15 protein-coding genes and 1 pseudogene are annotated in these 17,688 nt (G+C 62.6%); 15 read left to right on the top strand and 1 reads right to left on the bottom strand.

The features are described from left to right. Positions 1 to 73: 73 nt before the first annotated feature. Positions 74 to 1,018, bottom strand: a complete 945-nt coding sequence (locus tag AC07XF_RS05830) for a SphA family protein (protein ID WP_495025749.1) — start codon at positions 1,016 to 1,018, stop codon at positions 74 to 76. A gap of 208 nt (positions 1,019 to 1,226) precedes the next feature. On the opposite strand from AC07XF_RS05830, the gene AC07XF_RS05835 reads away from it, so the two are divergent. From AC07XF_RS05835 to AC07XF_RS05905, 15 genes and pseudogenes are all read left to right on the top strand, one after another. Then, entirely contained in the window at positions 1,227 to 2,267 is a 1,041-nt protein-coding gene (locus AC07XF_RS05835) for an AraC family transcriptional regulator (RefSeq protein ID WP_495025750.1), read from the top strand. A gap of 118 nt (positions 2,268 to 2,385) precedes the next feature. Further along, positions 2,386 to 3,273 carry a Dyp-type peroxidase gene (locus AC07XF_RS05840; RefSeq protein WP_495025751.1) on the top strand — a complete coding sequence of 296 codons (888 nt, stop codon included), beginning with the start codon at positions 2,386 to 2,388 and terminating at the stop codon, positions 3,271 to 3,273. An 84-nt stretch (positions 3,274 to 3,357) separates the two neighbouring features. After that, positions 3,358 to 3,912 (top strand): annotated as a pseudogene (locus tag AC07XF_RS05845) (Gfo/Idh/MocA family protein); the annotation flags it as partial. Between the two features lie 220 nt (positions 3,913 to 4,132). Then, on the top strand, positions 4,133 to 4,885 hold the full coding sequence (locus AC07XF_RS05850) for a GntR family transcriptional regulator (RefSeq protein WP_495025752.1): 753 nt from the start codon (positions 4,133 to 4,135) through the stop codon (positions 4,883 to 4,885). Positions 4,886 to 4,896: 11 nt separating this feature from the next. Beyond that, complete coding sequence (locus AC07XF_RS05855; RefSeq protein WP_495025885.1) at positions 4,897 to 6,642, top strand: fumarate reductase/succinate dehydrogenase flavoprotein subunit; 1,746 nt, start codon at positions 4,897 to 4,899, stop codon at positions 6,640 to 6,642. 26 nt (positions 6,643 to 6,668) lie between these two features. Beyond that, positions 6,669 to 6,914, top strand: coding sequence for a 4Fe-4S dicluster domain-containing protein (locus tag AC07XF_RS05860; RefSeq protein WP_003180418.1), 246 nt, complete (start codon positions 6,669 to 6,671; stop codon positions 6,912 to 6,914). Positions 6,915 to 7,152: 238 nt separating this feature from the next. After that, complete coding sequence (locus tag AC07XF_RS05865) at positions 7,153 to 8,559, top strand: ABC transporter substrate-binding protein (protein ID WP_495025753.1); 1,407 nt, start codon at positions 7,153 to 7,155, stop codon at positions 8,557 to 8,559. Between the two features lie 138 nt (positions 8,560 to 8,697). Further along, positions 8,698 to 9,480, top strand: a complete 783-nt coding sequence (locus AC07XF_RS05870; protein WP_495025754.1) for an ABC transporter permease — start codon at positions 8,698 to 8,700, stop codon at positions 9,478 to 9,480. Then, entirely contained in the window at positions 9,480 to 10,328 is an 849-nt protein-coding gene (locus tag AC07XF_RS05875) for an ABC transporter ATP-binding protein (RefSeq protein WP_495025755.1), read from the top strand. The genes AC07XF_RS05870 and AC07XF_RS05875 overlap by 1 nt, the downstream gene beginning before the upstream one ends. Further along, complete coding sequence (locus AC07XF_RS05880) at positions 10,325 to 11,287, top strand: HEAT repeat domain-containing protein (protein WP_495025756.1); 963 nt, start codon at positions 10,325 to 10,327, stop codon at positions 11,285 to 11,287. Before AC07XF_RS05875 ends, AC07XF_RS05880 begins: the two co-directional genes overlap by 4 nt. Further along, positions 11,284 to 11,562: a DUF971 domain-containing protein gene (locus tag AC07XF_RS05885; RefSeq protein ID WP_495025757.1), complete on the top strand. Its 279-nt coding sequence runs from the start codon at positions 11,284 to 11,286 to the stop codon at positions 11,560 to 11,562. Before AC07XF_RS05880 ends, AC07XF_RS05885 begins: the two co-directional genes overlap by 4 nt. Positions 11,563 to 11,721: 159 nt before the next feature. Further along, the gene (gene lexA, locus AC07XF_RS05890; RefSeq protein ID WP_007995921.1) at positions 11,722 to 12,339 is read left to right on the top strand and encodes a transcriptional repressor LexA; all 618 of its coding nucleotides are present in this window, start codon (positions 11,722 to 11,724) and stop codon (positions 12,337 to 12,339) included. Next, the gene (gene imuA / locus AC07XF_RS05895) at positions 12,339 to 12,956 is read left to right on the top strand and encodes a translesion DNA synthesis-associated protein ImuA (RefSeq protein WP_495025758.1); all 618 of its coding nucleotides are present in this window, start codon (positions 12,339 to 12,341) and stop codon (positions 12,954 to 12,956) included. Before lexA ends, imuA begins: the two co-directional genes overlap by 1 nt. Before the next feature lie 7 nt (positions 12,957 to 12,963). Then, positions 12,964 to 14,379, top strand: a complete 1,416-nt coding sequence (locus AC07XF_RS05900; RefSeq protein WP_495025759.1) for a Y-family DNA polymerase — start codon at positions 12,964 to 12,966, stop codon at positions 14,377 to 14,379. Then, complete coding sequence (locus AC07XF_RS05905) at positions 14,355 to 17,453, top strand: error-prone DNA polymerase (RefSeq protein WP_495025760.1); 3,099 nt, start codon at positions 14,355 to 14,357, stop codon at positions 17,451 to 17,453. The genes AC07XF_RS05900 and AC07XF_RS05905 overlap by 25 nt, the downstream gene beginning before the upstream one ends. Positions 17,454 to 17,688: the final 235 nt, after the last annotated feature.

Here is a 17,688-nt window from a genome sequence, read left to right on the forward strand (position 1 = left end):
GAGCAAGCCCGCTCCCACAAGGACAACGCTGCACCCTGTGGGAGCGGGCTTGCTCGCGAAGGCGTCAGCTCAGTCAAAACGCATACGGAATACTGACCTTGGCCCAAAGCATTTCCCCTTCAGGCCGGTTTTCCACGTCGAATTCCTTGGCCCAACGAATCTCCGCGCTGGCGTATTTGAGAAAGGTCCAGTGCAGCGCCGGACCAATCGCAAACACCTGCCCGCGCACCCCGTCGTTCACATCCTGGCCATTGAACTGCACGGTGTGGCCGAATTGTTTGTCGTCGGTGGTTTGCTTCAGGTAGTAGCCGTTCAACCCGAGCATCAGGTCGTCGGTGATTTTGAAACTGGCCGAATAGTCGAAGTGGAAAATCTGCCCCGACTTGTAATCGGTGTCTTTGTTTTTCCCGTTGAAACTGTACGTGGTCTTCATCGACACCTCGGTTCTGTCCGTCGGCAGCCAGGTGAAGGAGAACAGCGGTTTGTAGGTGTAGAAGTTGTTACTGGTGTTGGCCAGGCGATCAACGCTGTATTCGCCGGTCGGCACGGTGATTTCAATGGCGGCGCCGAGGGTCAGGTTTTTGCCCATGTCCCAGAGAATGATCGGCGCAACAGTAGTGTCGCCCATACCTTCGCGGGTGTCCTGCAAGCCGAACACCGCGACTTCCTGCTTGAGCCAGGGCTGCGCGATGTAGCCCGCCAGCCGTCCACCAAATACGCGCACCGGGCTGAGGTAATCCAGGCGCGGAATGACCGCCGTGGATTCGATGTCGACCTTCGGCACTTTGCCGCCGAGCGAGCTGATGTTCAGCTTCGTGGATTTGTAGTGGTTGTAGTAGAGGTTGAACGCAACCATGTTGTCCGGAAGGCTGTCGGGCGAAAGCGGCAACATGAAAAAGCCGTCGGTGCCAGGGCCGATGTTGTCCACGCCAGCCTCGGTGGCCAATGCCGGTTGCAGGGCGCAGACGCCGGCCAGGCAGATGACCAGTAGGGGAAATATCGTGCGGGTCGGGATCATGGGTGTACTCATTATTATTGTTAGCGGGCTTTCCGGCGTCCATACGAGGGCCGCACCATAGAAATAAGCTGCCTGTGCCCTGCAAGGCAGGGTATTGGCGGCCATTTAGGGGGACTTCTGCGGACAGTGTTTGAACCCTGTGCTAACTTCTTTCGACATAACCGGTAACAAAAATAAGAATGCAGCTCGCCCCGGAATGTATGGCCCCATGCAAATGAAAGTGACTGATCCCACGTTTGAACTGGCGCTGGTGTCGCCGTTTCTCCTGCAAACCCTGGCCGAAGTCGCCGAGCAAAAAGGCATCAACCCCGAAAGCCTGTGCCGAGGGCTGGGTTTTACCGTTGAAGACCTCCAGGACCCGGCGCAGCGTATTTCTTATCGCCAGGCCGTGGCCATGATCCAGCGCGCGCTCAAAGTCTTGCCCAATCAGGGGTTGGGCTTGTGGGTCGGCGCACAGAATGTGCTCGGTACGCTGGGGTTGCTGGGGCATGTGTTGTCGCTGTGCAAGACCCTGCGCGATGCCTTTGAGCTGGGCATTCGCCATCAACACACCTCCGGCGGCATTGTCGTGTCGAGTGTGGAGGAGGCGGGTGATCGGGTGTTTGTCGACGTTGAATGCCGCTTGCCGTTCACCGACGTGCAGTTGTTCGCGGTCGAGGAGTTTTTCGCCAGCCTGCTGGTGTACGGCCGGGCGCTGGTCGGGGCGGATTTCAAGCCGGTGGCCGTGGAGTTAATGCATGCCGCGCCGGACTATCTCGACGAATATTCGCGTCTGCTGGGGCCGGACGTGCGTTTCGGTTGCCTGCAAAACCGCATGGTGATCGATGCGCATTGGCTGGACGTGCACTTGCCCAATCACCATTCCCTGGCCCTGCGTCAGGCAGTGAAACTGCTCGAACTGGAAGCCGCCCAGGTGCACCAGAAAATGGATTTGATCCAGGCGGTGGAACGGGCGATTGCCCGGGACCTGACCGAGGGCAGCCACATCGAGAAAATCGCCAGTGACCTGAACATGAGCAGCCGCACCTTGCGCCGTCGCCTCACCGAACACGCGCTGACGTTCGAAACGCTGCTGGAACAGGTGCGCCAGGCCCGCACCATGAGCCTGCTGGCCAACCCGGACATGTCCATCGAACGCATCACCGAAGAAGTCGGCTACAGCGACGTGCGCAGCTTTCGCCGGGCGTTCAGGCGCTGGACCGGCATGAGCCCGAGTGCGTTCCGCAACGAAAGCCCCAGCACGGTCTGATCTTTTTGTGGCGAGGGGGCTTCTGTGGCAAGCCCCTCGCCACAGGTTCCTGGCCTCTGACGGCACACAAACCCTCGTACTCCGGTTAAACTCCATGCTCTTTTTTCAAGGAGTTCATATGAGTTATTACCAGCCGGGCATCCTCGCCACCCCCGTTCCGTCTCAAGCCCGCCATATGTTCTTCGCTCTCGAATCCGTCGAAGCATTGCCGGTTGCGCTCGACAACTTGATGCAACTGGTGGACGGGAAATCGGCTGTCGTAGGCTTCGGTGAATCGCTGGTCAATGCGCTGCATGCTCAGATCGACGGCCTGCGAACTTTTCCGGCGTTGACTGGCGTCGGTGTCGACAATCCGTCGACCCAACACGCGCTCTGGTGCTGGCTGCACGGTGAAGACCGTGGTGAGTTGCTCAACCGCAGCAACGCCATCGAAGCGGCACTGGCCCCGGCGTTGCGCCTGGTGCAGATGAACGAAACCTTCCGTCATAAGACCGGGCATGACCTGACCGGCTTCGAAGATGGCACCGAGAACCCCCACGACGCAGCCGCCGTGACCGCCGCCCTGGTGGGTGAGGGCGCCGACGGTACGCTGGGTGGCAGCTTTGCCGCGATCCAGCAGTGGCAGCATGACCTCAAAGGCTTCCACGCGATGCCCTCCCATGAGCAAGACAACATCATGGGCCGCCGCTTGAGCGACAACGAAGAGATCGACGATGCGCCGGTTTCCGCCCACGTCAAACGTACTGCCCAGGAAAGCTTTGCGCCTGAAGCCTTCGTGGTGCGCCGTTCGATGCCGTGGATCGAAGGCGACCGCGCCGGCCTGATGTTCCTGGCCTTTGGTTTTTCTCTCGACGCCTTCGAAGCCCAACTGCGCCGCATGAGTGGCCTGGAAGACGGCATCACCGACGGTTTGTACCGCATCAGCCGTCCGATCACCGGTGGCTACTACTGGTGTCCGCCACTCAAGGACGGTCGACTGGACCTGCGCGCGTTGCGCATCGGCTGAGCATCAGGGAGGGCCTATGAACGTGGTGCGTTGGGGCATGATCGGTTGTGGCAGTGTCGCTGAACGCAAAAGCGGGCCGGCCTTCTACAAGGCGCCTGGATCGGCGAGGTCCGGCACTTGAGCTGGACGCTCACCAAAGCTCCGTCGGCAGCGGATCGGAACGGCACTGATAATTGGCGCACCGACCCGGCGATTGCCGGTGGTGGCTACTTCGCGGATCTGGCCAGCCATGGCCTGGACCTGTTTCAGTATCTGCTCGGCGATATCGTCGAAGTCGCCGGGTTTACCGCGCGGCAAGCCGGGTTGTATGCCGCCGAAGATGCCGTCAGTGCCTGTTGGCGGTTCGCCTCGGGAGCGATGGGCATGGGGTGCTGGAACTTCGTCGCCGATCGCCGCGAAGACCGGGTCGAAGTGATTGGCAGCAAAGGCCGGATCACTTTTTCCGTGTTCGATGAACACCCGGTCGAGCTGCACGCCGATGAACACCTCAGCCTGAACATCGAGCATCACGCGCACATTCAGTGGCACCACGTATTGGGCATGAATGCGCATATTCGTGGTGAGGCGCGGCACCCCGCCGTGGCTGAACAGGCGCTGAAGACCGATTGGGTGATGGACCAGATCCTCAAACGCCACTGACCCTACAGACCACACATAACCCCCTGTGGGAGCGGGCTTGCTCGCGAAGAGGGAGTGTCAGTCGACGCCAATGTTGTTTGACACACCGCCTTCGCGAGCAAGCCCGCTCCCACATTTGTTCTTGCGTTGCGCATCTAACCTTATGCTCATTCGGTATTTCTCAAGCTTGTCATAACGTCCTTAAGATCACGTCATAACTCGTTATAACAAGTGATCTGCCATGACCGATAACGTTCTATCCCTGAGCAGCGTCCCGTTGCACACACAGCTGCGAGACGTGCTGCGTGCCCGCATCCTCGACGGCGAATACCCGCAAGACAGCCAGATGCCCTCCGAGAGCGAACTCGGCGCGTTGTTCAAGGTCAGCCGCATCACCGTGCGCCAGGCCTTGGGTGACCTGCAAAAGGAAGGGCTGATCTTCAGGATCCACGGCAAAGGCACCTTCGTCGCCAAGCCGAAAACCTTCCAGAACGTCGGCACCCTGCAAGGCCTGGCCGAGTCCATGACCGGTCGCGGCTACGAGGTAATCAACCGTCTGCGCAGCTTCAAATTCATTGCCGCCGACAAGCGGGTGGCCGAGCGCTTGCAGGTTGCCGTAGGCGAGATTGTGGCGCAGATCAAACGGGTGCGCCTGATCAACCGCGAGCCGGTTTCCCTGGAAATCACTTACCTGCCCAAGGACATTGGTGAGCGCCTGGAAAAAACCGACCTGGTCACCCGCGACATCTTCCTGATCCTGGAAAACGACTGTGGCCTGGCCCTGGGACACGCCGATCTGGCCATCGATGCGGTACTGGCCGACAGCGACCTGGCCCGGGCGCTGGACGTCGAGCCCGGCTCGCCGATCATGCGCATCGAGCGCCTGACCCACGATATCGACGGTCGCCCACTGGACTTCGAACACCTTTACTACCGTGGCGATGCTTTCCAGTACCGCCTGCGAATCGATCGACACAATGGGGATCAGGCATGACCCATAGCTCAATGGCTGGCAGCTCCATCACTAGAAGCACCCTCGAACAGGAATACGACATCGTCGTGATCGGCGGCGGCACCGCCGGCCCCATGGCGGCGATCAAAGCCAAGGAGCGCAACCGCGACTTGCGGGTGTTGTTGATCGACAAGGCCAACGTCAAGCGCAGCGGCGCGATCAGCATGGGCATGGACGGCCTGAACAACGCGATCATTCCCGGTCACTCGACGCCGGAGCAATACACCAAGGAAATCACCATCGCCAATGACGGCATCGTCAATCAGGCCGCGGTGTACGCCTATGCCACTCATAGTTTCGAAACCATCGAGCAACTGGACCGCTGGGGCGTGAAATTCGAGAAGGACGAAACCGGTGACTACGCGGTGAAGAAGGTCCACCACATGGGCGCTTATGTGTTGCCGATGCCGGAAGGGCACGACATCAAAAAAGTCCTGTACCGGCAGCTGAAACGCGCGCGGGTGAGCATCACCAATCGGCTGGTTTGCACGCGTTTGCTGACGGATGAAGAGGGCGCTGTCAATGGCGTGATGGGCTTCGACTGCCGCACGGCGGACTTCCATGTGATCAAGGCCAAGGCGGTGATCCTCGCCTGCGGTGCCGCCGGACGCCTGGGGTTGCCGTCCTCGGGCTACCTGATGGGCACTTACGAAAACCCGACCAATGCCGGCGACGGCTACTCGATGGCCTATCACGCCGGGGCCGAGCTGGCGAACCTGGAATGCTTCCAGATCAACCCGCTGATCAAGGATTACAACGGCCCGGCCTGCGCCTACGTCACCGGTCCCTTGGGTGGCTACACCGCCAACAACAAGGGTGAGCGCTTCATCGAGTGCGATTACTGGAGCGGGCAGATGATGTGGGAATTCCACCAGGAGCTGGAAAGCGGCAATGGTCCGGTGTTCCTCAAGCTCGATCACCTGGCCGAGGAAACCATCCAGAACATCGAAGAGATCCTGCACAGCAACGAGCGTCCGAGTCGCGGCCAGTTCCATGCCAATCGTGGCACCGACTACCGCACGCAGATGGTCGAGATGCACATCTCCGAGATCGGCTTTTGCAGCGGGCATTCGGCCTCGGGTGTGTGGGTCAACGAGAGGGCCGAAACCTCGGTCAAGGGCTTGTACTCGGCCGGTGACATGGCCGCCGTGCCGCACAACTACATGCTCGGTGCGTTCACCTACGGCTGGTTCGCCGGCAATAACGCGGCGGACTTTGTCGCCGATCGCGAGTTTTCGGCACTGGATGCCCGGCAGATCGAAACCGAAAAACAACGGGTCTATGCACCACTGGACCGCGAACACGGCCTGCCACCGGCCCAGGTCGAGTACAAGCTGCGGCGCTTCGTCAACGACTACCTGCAACCGCCGAAAGTGACGAAGAAGATGCAGATCGGCCTGCAACGCTTCAGTGACATCCAGCGCGATCTCGACCAGATCAAGGCCCATAACGCCCACGAACTGATGCGCGCCATGGAAGTCAGCATGATCCGCGACTGCGCCGAAATGGCTGCCCGCGCTTCATTGTTCCGCGCCGAAAGCCGTTGGGGGCTTTACCACTATCGCGTCGATCACCCGCAGCGCAACGACCGCGACTGGTTCTGCCATTGCCATCTGAAGAAAGACGAAAACGGTTTGATGAGCAGTTTCAAGAAAGCCGTCGAGCCTTACATCATCCCGCTGGATGCCGACGAGATGCAGGCCTACGACCGGCTGCGGGTCGGTGCCGATGCGGCTTGATGCCGACCACAAAAGAGAGACCGAACATGGCTTACCAACCCCAGGAAATCTTCTTCCGCTCCAATGCACCAGTCACGGTCGATGAAGACAAATGCATCGCCCACAAAGGCTGCACCGTGTGCGTCGACGTTTGCCCGATGGACCTGCTGGCGATTAATCCGGCCACGCAAAAGGCCTACATGGCGTTCGACGAATGCTGGTACTGCATGCCCTGTGAAAAGGATTGCCCGACGGGCGCGGTGAAAGTTGAAATCCCTTATTTATTGCGCTGACTGACCGGACGCCTTCGCGAGCAAGCCCGCTCCCACAGTGGATCGAGGCCAGTCGCAAGTTCCGAGTACACCGCAAAACCCTGTGGGAGCGGGCTTGCTCGCGAAGAGGCCAGCCCTAACAACCCAAAAAGCCATCCGGCAACAACCGGACGCCTGATTCAAAACACCCCTCGTTTCCCACCACGCCCTGATCGTGGCGGAGACGAACATCCTGTAAATGATTCGAGGGGAAATACTCATGATGTTGCGTGCAGCTTTGGCCGGTCTGGTACTGGCTTCATTCACCCTGTCGGCCTCGGCCGAAACCATCCGCATTGCCATCGGCACCCAGGACACCACCATCAACTGCGCCGCGGGCGGGTTGTTGATTCGCGAACTCGGGCTGCTGGACAAATACCTGCCCCACGACGGCCCCTACAAAGACGCCCAATACGATGTGCAGTGGAAAAACTTCACCAGCGGCGCACCCCTGACCAACGAAATGGTGGCCGGTAAACTCGACTTCGGCGCCATGGCCGATTTCCCCGGTGCCTTCAACGGCGTCGCGTTCGAAACAGCGGGCAAGCACAGTCTGTTCATCAGCGTGCTGTCGGGCAGCATCAAAGGCAGCGGCAACGGCATCGTGGTGCCGAGCGCATCGGGCGTGCAGTCGCTGGCAGAGCTGAAAGGCAAGACCATTTCCGTACCGTTCGCCTCCACCGCCCATGGCCTGTTGCTGCGCGCCGTCGCGGCCCAGGGCTGGGACCCGCTCAAGGACGTGAACATCATCGCCCAGCCGCCGGAAGTCGCCGGCTCCGCGTTGCAGGCGGGCAAGATCGATGCTCACGCTGACTTCGTGCCCTTCGCCGAACTGTTCCCGAGCCGTGGTTTCGCGCGCAAGATTTATGACGGTTCCCAGGCCAACGCGCCGACCTTCCACGGAGCGCTGGTCGATCAGGCCTATGCGAAGCAGTACCCGGAAATCGTCGTCGCTTACCTGCGGGCGAGTATCGAAGCCAATCAACTGCTGGCGGCCGAACCTGAGAAGTACAGCGAGCTGATCGCCAGGGTCACCGGGGTCGATGCCGAGGTCAATTACCTGTTTCACGGCCCCCTTGGCGTGCAGACCCGCGACCTGAGCTGGAAACCGGAATACCGTCAGGCTGTGGGTACCGCCATCGATACCCTCAAGTTGTTGAAGAAGGCGGATCGCGGTCTCGATCTCAACACCTTCATCGACGACCAGTACATCCGCGCCGCCTTCAAGGCCTCGAACCTGGACTACAGCGCGCAGCTTGGGAATTACCAGCAAACGCCGCTCAAGGCCGTCGATGCGGCAAGCGGCAAAGCCATCACCGACTTCAGTCACGTGGCGGAAATCTGGGTGCGCGGCGAGCCGAAAGTTCGTCAATACGCCTCGGCGCAAGCGGCGTTTGCCGCGTTGACCAGCCTCAAGCAGGAGGGCAAGAACATCCGCGCGGTGTACGCCCAGGCCAGCGACAGCGGGATCAAGTTGCTGGCAGATCAGGCGTGGTTTGCCACTGATGCCAAGGGGCAATTCAGCGCGTTCTTGCTCAAAGGCCAGGCCCAACAGTTCGCCATGGCGCAGGGCGGCAAAGTGTTCGACTTCGCCGATGCCACCACACAGGCCGTGGCCGCCCGCTAACACCTGGAACGACTCGATCAAATGTGGGAGCGGGCTTGCTCGCGAAAGCGGTGGGTCAGTCAACATCAATGTTGAATGTCCGACCGCTTTCGCGAACAAGTCCGCTCCCACAAGGGGCCAGGGTTGTGAGGAAGAATTGTGTACCGATCATATTTGCGCTGGATTCCCAGAGCCGCTTCACTGCTGCTCTGCCTGCTGTTTTGGCAACTCGCCGCCAGCCACCACTGGAACCTTGGCCTGGTGACCTTCGCCAACGTCCCGACACCCTTGGCGGTCGTTGAAGCCGCCCTCGGCCTGGGCGACTCGGGCAAACTCGCGCAGCACCTGGGCAGCAGCCTTGGCCGGGTGTTCGCCGGTTACCTCGCGGCGCTGATCATTGGCGTGGCCCTGGGCCTGGCCATCGGCCGTTCGAAATGGGCCGAAGATCTCTTGCTGCCACCCCTGGAAGTGCTGCGTCCGATCCCGGCGGTGGCGTGGATTCCCCTGGCGATCCTGATGTTTCCCTCGTCGGAACTGTCGATGGTGTTCATCACCTTCACCGGCGCACTGTTCCCGATCCTGCTCAACACCGTGCACGGCGTCGAAGGCGTCGACCCACGGCTGATCGCCTCGGCGAAAAGCCTCGGGGCAGGGCGCCGGGCAATCCTGCTGGAGGTCGTTCTTCCGGGCGCGGCGCCGAGCATCATTACCGGCCTGGCCATCGGCATGGGCACCTCGTGGTTCTGCCTGGTGACGGCGGAAATGATCTCCGGACAATTCGGCATCGGCTATTACACTTGGGAGTCCTACACCATCCAGAACTATGCCGACATCGTGGTCGGCATGTTGCTGATCGGCGTGCTCGGCATGGGCAGCAGCCTGTTGATCAAGCGCCTGGGCGGGCTCTTCACGCCTTGGCACCGACCGCGGGGAAAAGCCTGATGAGCGTTTTTCAACACCTGGAAGGGCGTATCGATATTCGCGGGCTGTCAATCAGCCTGGGCGAGGGCCGCGCGGCTTTCGAAGCGGTGCAGGGCCTCGATTGCCAGATTGAACCGGGGCAGTTCGTGTGCATTCTCGGGCCCTCCGGTTGCGGTAAGTCCACCTTGCTCGGCGCGCTGGCCGGCCATCTGCAACCGCGTACCGGTACCTTGAACGTGGATGGCGCGCCGGTGTCGGGGCCATCGCCACAACGCGGCATGGTGTTCCAGCAGCACACACTGTTTCCGTGGCGGACGGTGCGTGACAACGTGGCGTTCGGCTTGAAAATGCGTGGCGTCGGCAAGGTCGAACGGCACAAGGCGGCGGATGAAATCCTCGCGCTGGTGGGCCTTGAAGGCTTTGCCGAGCGTTGGCCCGATCAGCTCTCCGGCGGCATGCAGCAGCGAGTGGAAATTGCCCGGGTGCTGGTCAACCGTCCGCGCCTGTTGCTGATGGACGAACCCTTCGGTGCCCTCGATGCCCTGACCCGATTGAACATGCAGGAACTGCTGCTGGACATCTGGACGCGCATCCGCACCACCGTGGTGTTTGTCACCCATGACATCGACGAAGCGCTGTTCCTCGCCGATCGCTTGCTGGTCATGAGTTCGCGTCCCGGCCGAATCATCGAAGACCTGCGCCTGGAATTCCCCAGGCCGCGCAGCACGGAGCTGGTGACCAGTCCTGAATTCTCGTACCTCAAGCGTCATTGCCTCGAACTCCTGCGGCACGAAGACGGTCGGCAACTGCCGCGCCTGAACCCGCTTGGACTTCCCCCTGAAAACAAACTGCCGCGATTTGCCCTATGACCTCACTATTCGATGTAACCGATAACGACGACATTCTTGCCCTGCAACCGCGCCTGACCGATGACGACCCCGGCGTACGCCGGATCGCGCTGATCGAGTTGGCCGATCTTGAGGAGCCGGACGGCCTGCAGTGGTTGATCAATCGACTGGCCGAAGACCCGATTGCAGACGTTCGCGCCGAAGCCGCGCGGTTGCTGGAAGCCTGGGAGGACGCGCCCGTGGTTGAAGCGTTGTGCCAGGCGCTGACGGATCAATCCCCGGCGGTGCAGGTGGCCGCTGCGCAAAGCCTCAGCCTGCTCAAGAGCGAAGCGGCGGGCCGGGTCATTCTGCCGTGGACCGGGCATGCCGACATTGGCGTGCGCATTGCCGCGTTCAGAGCGTTGCGCGAGTTGCGTTGCGCCGATGCCGCCGCGGCGGCTGCCGCTGCATTGAATGATGAAAGCGCCAGTGTGCGCCGCGAGGCGGTGGGCGTGCTCGGCTGGCTCAAGCAACTCGATGCCTTGCCGGCACTGGCGCGGTTGGCCAGCGCTGACCCGGACACCGACGTGCGGCGTGCCGCCACCGGGGCGTTGGGCCTGGCATCCGACGCGCAGGTGCTGCCGGCCCTGCGCCAGGCCTTGCGGGACGATGCCTGGCAAGTCCGCGAAGAAGCCGCCACCACTCTGGGCAAGGTCGGCCACCTCGACGCCGGCCCGGCCCTGATCGATGCCTTGGGCGACGATTACTGGCAGGTACGTTTGCGCGCTAGCCGCAGCCTCGGCCGCTTGCGTTATGGACCGGCGCTCGATGCGCTGATCGACACCCTTGGCCACCGCATCAGCAACCTGCGCAAGGAAGCCGCTCTGGCCTTGGGGGAGCTGAACGATCGAAACGCCGTCGCGCCATTGCAGGCCGCGCAAGACGACGGCGACCCGGAAGTGCGCAAGGCCGTGCGCATTGCCTTGAGTCAACTGCAATGAACCCGCTGGCGATTGGCAATTCCCGCAGCAAACAGCAGTTGCGACTGAACTGGCCCGATGGCCGTGAACAGTGGCTGGGCCACGCCGAACTGCGTCGCCAGTGCCCGTGTTCGCAATGCCGGGCCTTTCGTTTGCGCGGGCTGACCCCGGTGGTGGATGCGCGGGTTCAGGTGACCGAATTGCACTCTCAGGGCTATGGCCTGCAACTGGTCTTCAGCGATGGCCATGAACGGGGGATCTATCCGTGGGCGTATCTGGCACAACTCACCCCTTGAGCCACTGAAATCCAGTGTGGGAGCGGGCTTGCTCGCGAAAGCGGTGTGTCTGTCGATACTTCATTGGCTGATCCACCGCCTTCGCGAGCAAGCCCGCTCCCACAGGTTATCGACCAGATGACTGACGGTCCTTGCCAGGAAAAAGCCGAAAGAGTACAAATGTACTCCATGACGACTCTGACTCCCCGCCGTACCGCCATCCTGACCTTTATCCGCGATCGCATCGCCGAGCACGGTCAGCCTCCAAGCCTCGCTGAAATCAGCGAGGCGTTTGGTTTCGCTTCCCGCAGCGTGGCGCGCAAGCATGTGCTGGCGCTGACCGAAGCCGGGTTTATCGAGGTCAACCCGCATCAGGCCCGGGGCATTCGCCTGCTCGGGCAGCCGCCGCGCCCCGAGTTGCTGGATATCCCGGTGCTCGGCCGGGTCGCGGCCGGTGCGCCCATCGGTGCCGATGCCGAGGTGCACAGCCGTTTGCTGCTTGATCCGTCGATCTTCTCGCGGGTGCCGGACTACATGTTGCGGGTCCGGGGCGATTCGATGATCGAGGACGGCATCCTCGACGGCGATCTGGTGGGCGTGCACCGCAACCCTGAGGCGCTCAACGGCCAGATCGTCGTGGCACGGCTCGACGGCGAAGTCACCATCAAGCGCTTCGAGCGGGTTGGCGATGTGGTTCGCCTGCTGCCGCGCAACCCGGCCTACCAGCCGATCATTGTGAACGCCGATCAGGACCTGGCCATCGAAGGCGTGTTCTGTGGCCTGGTGAGGCAAGGCTGATGGGGGCCGTCGTTGCGCTGGATACGCTGTTCAATGGTGGCCAGGTCTGGAAGGGCCGGCCTGCGCCACCGGCCGCCAGCCCGCAGCCCACCGGGCACGCCGCACTGGACGCGGCATTGCCCAGCGGTGGCTGGCCAGAGGCGGCGCTGACGGAAATCCTGTTGGCCGGGCAGGGCGTGGGCGAGTTGCAACTGGTGTGGCCGACGCTGGCACGGCTGTCGGCGGCGGGCGAGCGCATCGTGCTGGTGGCGCCGCCTTACGTACCGTATCCCCAGGCGTGGCAGAGCGCCGGGGTGGATCTGCGTCAGTTGTCGATCATCCAGGCCAGCGAGCGCGATGCGTTGTGGGCCGCGGAGCAATGCCTGCGTTCGGGCAGTTGCGGCGCGGTGCTGTGCTGGCCGCACAAGGCCGACGACCGCGCCTTGCGCCGCTTGCAGGTGGCGGCGGAAACCGGCCAGACCCTGGCCTTCGCCTATCGCCCCATCGGTGAAGCGATCAATCCTTCGCCAGCGGCCCTGCGCATCGCCATCGATGCCCAACCGGCACAACTGCGCGTGCTCAAGTGCCGCGGCGGCCTGGCCCGTTCGGCGCCGATTGCCTTCGCCGTGGGGCATTGAGGTTGCCATGCGCTGGGTCTGCATTCTTTTCCCACAATTGGCGCTGGACGCGGTACTGCGTCAGCGCGCCGACCCCGATGAACCCCTGGCCTTGCTGACCGGCCCGGCCCAGCGCCGGGTGCTGCAGGCGGTCAACGGCGCGGCGCGGGCGCTGGGTTTGCGTCCCGGTCAGTCCATGAGCGCGGCACAGGCCTTGAGCAAAGACTTTGTCACGGCGGAATACGACGCCGCCGAAATCGAACACTGGCAGCAGTTTCTCGCCGCCTGGGCCTATCGCTTCAGTTCCCAGGTCAGCGTGCATTACCCCCGGGCCGTGGTCTTCGAGATCGAATCCAGCCTCGGGTTGTTCGGCACCTGGCCGCAATTCGAAGCGCTTCTGCGCCGTGAACTCGGCGAGCTGGGTTTTCGGCACCGTATCGTGGCTGCGCCCAATCCGGTGGCGGCGCGGGTGCTGGCCAACGCCTATGACGGTCTGGTGGTGCCGGACGATCAAGCCTTGCAGCATCATCTGGGGCAAATGCCCGTCGACCGGATCGGCCTCGAAGCATCGGTCGCCACGGCCTTGTCGCGCATGGGCCTGCGCACCTTGAGCCAGGTGCAGGCATTGCCCCGGCACAGCCTGGCCCGGCGTTTCGAGGCCCAGGTGCTCAGGCATCTGGATGCCCTGTCGGGTTTGCGGCGGCTGGCGCTGGCGTTCTACCTGCCGCCGGATCGCTTCGATGTGCGCATCGAGCTCAATTTCGATGTGCAGTCCCATCAAGCCTTGCTGTTTCCGTTGCGCCGGTTGACGGGCGACCTGTCGGCGTTCCTGTGCGGTCGCGACAGTGGCGTACAGCGTTTCGACCTGCATCTGGAGCACGCCGGGTTGCCGGACACGGTCATCAAGGTCGGCCTGCTCAGCGCCGAGCGCGATCCGGCGATGCTCTTCGAGCTGGCCCGGGGGCGGCTGGAGCAGGTCCAGGTCGAGGCGCCGGTACGTGGCTTTCGCCTGCGCGCCGAAGATTTACCGACCTTCGTGCCCCAGCATCAGGCACTGTTCGACGACCGCCCGCAGCAGTCCTTGCCCTGGGAGCAACTGCGCGAACGCCTGCGTGCACGGCTGGGGGATGACGCGGTGCATGGCTTGCGCTTTCAGGCCGATCACCGCCCCGAGTGCGCGTGGCAGGCCAGTGTCGACAGCCAGCCTTGCGCGGTGCCGGCCGCGGTGAAACGACCGGGCTGGCTGCTGACCGAGCCGTTGGCCGTGCATCGGGGCTCGGCGCGCATCCTCATGGGGCCGGAGCGTATCGAGTCCGGCTGGTGGGACGGCGACGACGTACGGCGCGACTATTACCTGGTCGAAACCCGTGCCGGCCAGCAGGGCTGGGCCTACCGGGCGGTTGGTGAGGATGGCCCGTTGTGGTTGCAGGGCTGGTTCGCATGAGCAGCGAATATGCCGAATTGCACTGCCTGTCGAACTTCAGCTTCCAGCGTGGTGCCTCCAGTGCCATCGAGCTGTTCCAGCGTGCGAAAAAACAGGGTTATCAAGCCCTGGCGATTACCGACGAATGCACCCTGGCGGGCATCGTTCGTGCCTGGCAAGCGGCAAAGTCCGTGGAGTTGCCGCTGATCATCGGCAGTGAAATGCGCATCGAGAACGGTCCGAAACTGGTGCTGCTGGCGGAGAGCCTCGAGGGGTATCAGGCGCTGTGCCGATTGATTACCCGCGCCCGGCGCCGCACGCAGAAAGGCCTGTATCAGGTGCTGCGCGAAGACTTCAGCGAACCGTTGCCGGGGTTGTTGGCGTTGTGGGTGCCGGACGCTGTCGATGCCTTTGAACAGGGCCACTGGCTCAAGCAGGTCTTCGCCGAACGCCTGTGGCTGGCAGTGCAGTTGCATCGCGGTCAGGACGATGCCCGGCGCCTGAACGATCTGCTGACACTGGCCGGGGAATTGCGCATTCCGGCCGTGGCCAGTGGCGATGTGCACATGCACGCTCGCGGCCGGCGGGCCTTGCAGGACACCATGACCGCGATCCGTCATCACCTGCCGGTGGCCGATGCCGGGTTGCGCCTGCATCCCAACGGTGAGCGCCATCTGCGCAGTCTCGATGTGCTGCAGGTGCTTTACCCGCCAGACTTGCTGGCGCAAACGCTGGTCATTGCCCGGCGTTGCACCTTCGACCTCGGCCAGCTGCGTTATCAATACCCCCGCGAACTGGTGCCGCAAGGGCACTCGGCCACCTCGTGGCTGCGTCATTTGACCGAGGAAGGCATCGAGTGGCGCTGGCCAAAAGGGCCGAAAAGCGAAGTGTTGGTGCAGATCGACAAGGAGCTGCAACTGATCGCGGAACTGGGCTATGAAAGTTATTTCCTGACGGTCCACGACATCGTCCGCTTTGCCCGCCAGCAACAGATTCTTTGTCAGGGTCGTGGTTCTGCCGCCAACTCGGCCGTGTGTTTTGTCCTGGGCATCACCGAAATCGATCCTGACCGCACCACGTTGCTGTTCGAGCGCTTTCTGTCCAAAGAACGCAACGAACCGCCGGACATCGACGTCGATTTCGAACATGAGCGCCGTGAAGAAGTCTTGCAGTATGTGTTCCAGCGTTATGGCCGGGCCCGCGCCGCGCTGACGGCGGTGGTCAGCACTTACCATGCGGCCGGTGCGGTACGGGATGTGGCCAAGGCATTGGGCTTGCCGCCGGACCAGATCAACGCCCTGGCCGATTGTTGCGGTCACTGGAGCGATGAGACACCGCCCGTGGAACGGCTGCGCGAGGGCGGTTTCGACCCCGAGAGCCCGGTGCTGCACCGGGTGCTGAGCCTGACGGGGCAGTTGATCGGCTTCCCTCGGCATTTGTCCCAGCACCCCGGCGGTTTCGTGATTTCCGAGCAGCCGCTGGACAGTCTGGTGCCGGTGGAAAACGCCGCCATGGCCGAGCGCACCATCATCCAGTGGGACAAGGATGACCTCGACGCAGTGGGCCTGCTCAAGGTCGATATCCTGGCGCTGGGCATGCTCAGCGCGATTCGCCGATGTTTCGATCTACTGCGCCGGCACCGGGGCCTGGACCTGAGTCTGGCGACCATCCCGTCCGAGGATGCGGCCACCTATGAAATGATCGGTCGGGCCGACACCATCGGCGTGTTCCAGATCGAGTCCCGGGCGCAGATGTCGATGTTGCCGAGGCTCAGGCCGAAGACGTTTTACGATCTGGTGATCGAGGTCGCCATCGTTCGGCCGGGGCCGATCCAGGGCGGCATGGTGCACCCGTACCTGCGGCGACGGAACAAGGAAGAACCGGAGGCGTATCCGTCGCCGGAACTGGAAGTGGTGCTCAAGCGCACCCTCGGCGTGCCGCTGTTTCAGGAACAAGTCATGCAGATCGCCATCGTCGCCGCCGACTACAGCCCCGGCGAGGCCGATCAGCTACGCCGCTCCATGGCCGCGTGGAAACGCCACGGCGGACTTGAACCGCACAAGGAGCGGCTGGCCGCCGGGATGAAGAAAAACGGCTACACCGCCGAGTTCGCCGCGCAGATTTTCGAGCAGATCAAGGGGTTTGGCAGCTACGGCTTTCCCGAGTCCCACGCGGCCAGTTTTGCCTTGCTGACGTATGTCAGTTGCTGGTTGAAATGCCATGAGCCGGCGGCCTTCGCCTGTGCGCTGATCAACAGTTGGCCCATGGGTTTCTACAGCCCGGACCAAATTCTGCAGGACGTTCGGCGCCATCATTTGCAGGTTCGCCCGGTGGACGTGCGCGCCAGTGATTGGGATTGCAGCCTGGAGCCGATCAGCAGTGCGCAACCGGCAATTCGCTTGGGGCTACGCATGATCAAGGGCTTTCGCGAGGACGATGCCCGACGCATCGAAGTGGCTCGTTCGAAAGGGGCGTTTGCCGACATTGCCGACCTCGGCGAACGGGCACGGCTCGATGCCCGCGCCCAGGAGCAACTGGCCGATGCCGGCGCGTTGCGTGGCCTGGCTGGTGACCGGCATCGGGCACGCTGGGAGGTGGCCGGGGTACAAAAACAGCTGGGTTTGTTTGCCGGCCTGCCGAGTCAAGTGGAGGACGCGGTGTCGTTGCCCAAGCCCACCGTGGGCGAGGACCTGCAAGCCGATTACGCGAGTGTCGGCACCACCCTCGGGCCGCATCCGTTGGCCCTGTTGCGCGCTGAGTTGAAGGCGCGCCGTTGCCGCAGTTCGAAGGAGTTGCTGGACGTCGAGCACGGTCGGCCGGTCAGCGTCGCCGGGCTGGTCACCGGCCGGCAACGCCCAGCCACCGCCAGCGGCGTGACGTTTGTCACCCTTGAAGACGAGTTCGGCAACGTCAACGTGGTGGTGTGGCGTGACCTGGCCGATCGGCAGCGCCAGGTGTTGGTCGGCTCGCAGTTGCTCAAGGTCGATGGCCGTTGGGAGAAAGAGGGCGAAGTACGGCACTTGATTGCCGGGCGGTTGAGTGACCTGAGCCCGTTGCTCGACGGCATTACTGTGCGCAGCCGGGATTTCCATTGACGCCGGCCGTCACGCCCCCTGTAGGAGCCGGCTTGCCGGCGAAGGCGGTCTTGAGTCGTGCGCCGATCTTTCGGGCGCCTTCGCTGGCAAGCCAGCTCCTACAGGTCGGGGGTCGTTCAGATTTCACTGATGCGCCATCCATCCTCTGTAGGAGCCGGCTTGCCGGCGAAGGCAGTCTTGAGTCGTGCGCCGATCTTTCGGGCGCCTTCGCTGGCAAGCCAGCTCCTACAGGTCT

The sequence above is a fragment of the Pseudomonas sp. GW821-FHT01C01 genome (assembly GCF_059422645.1).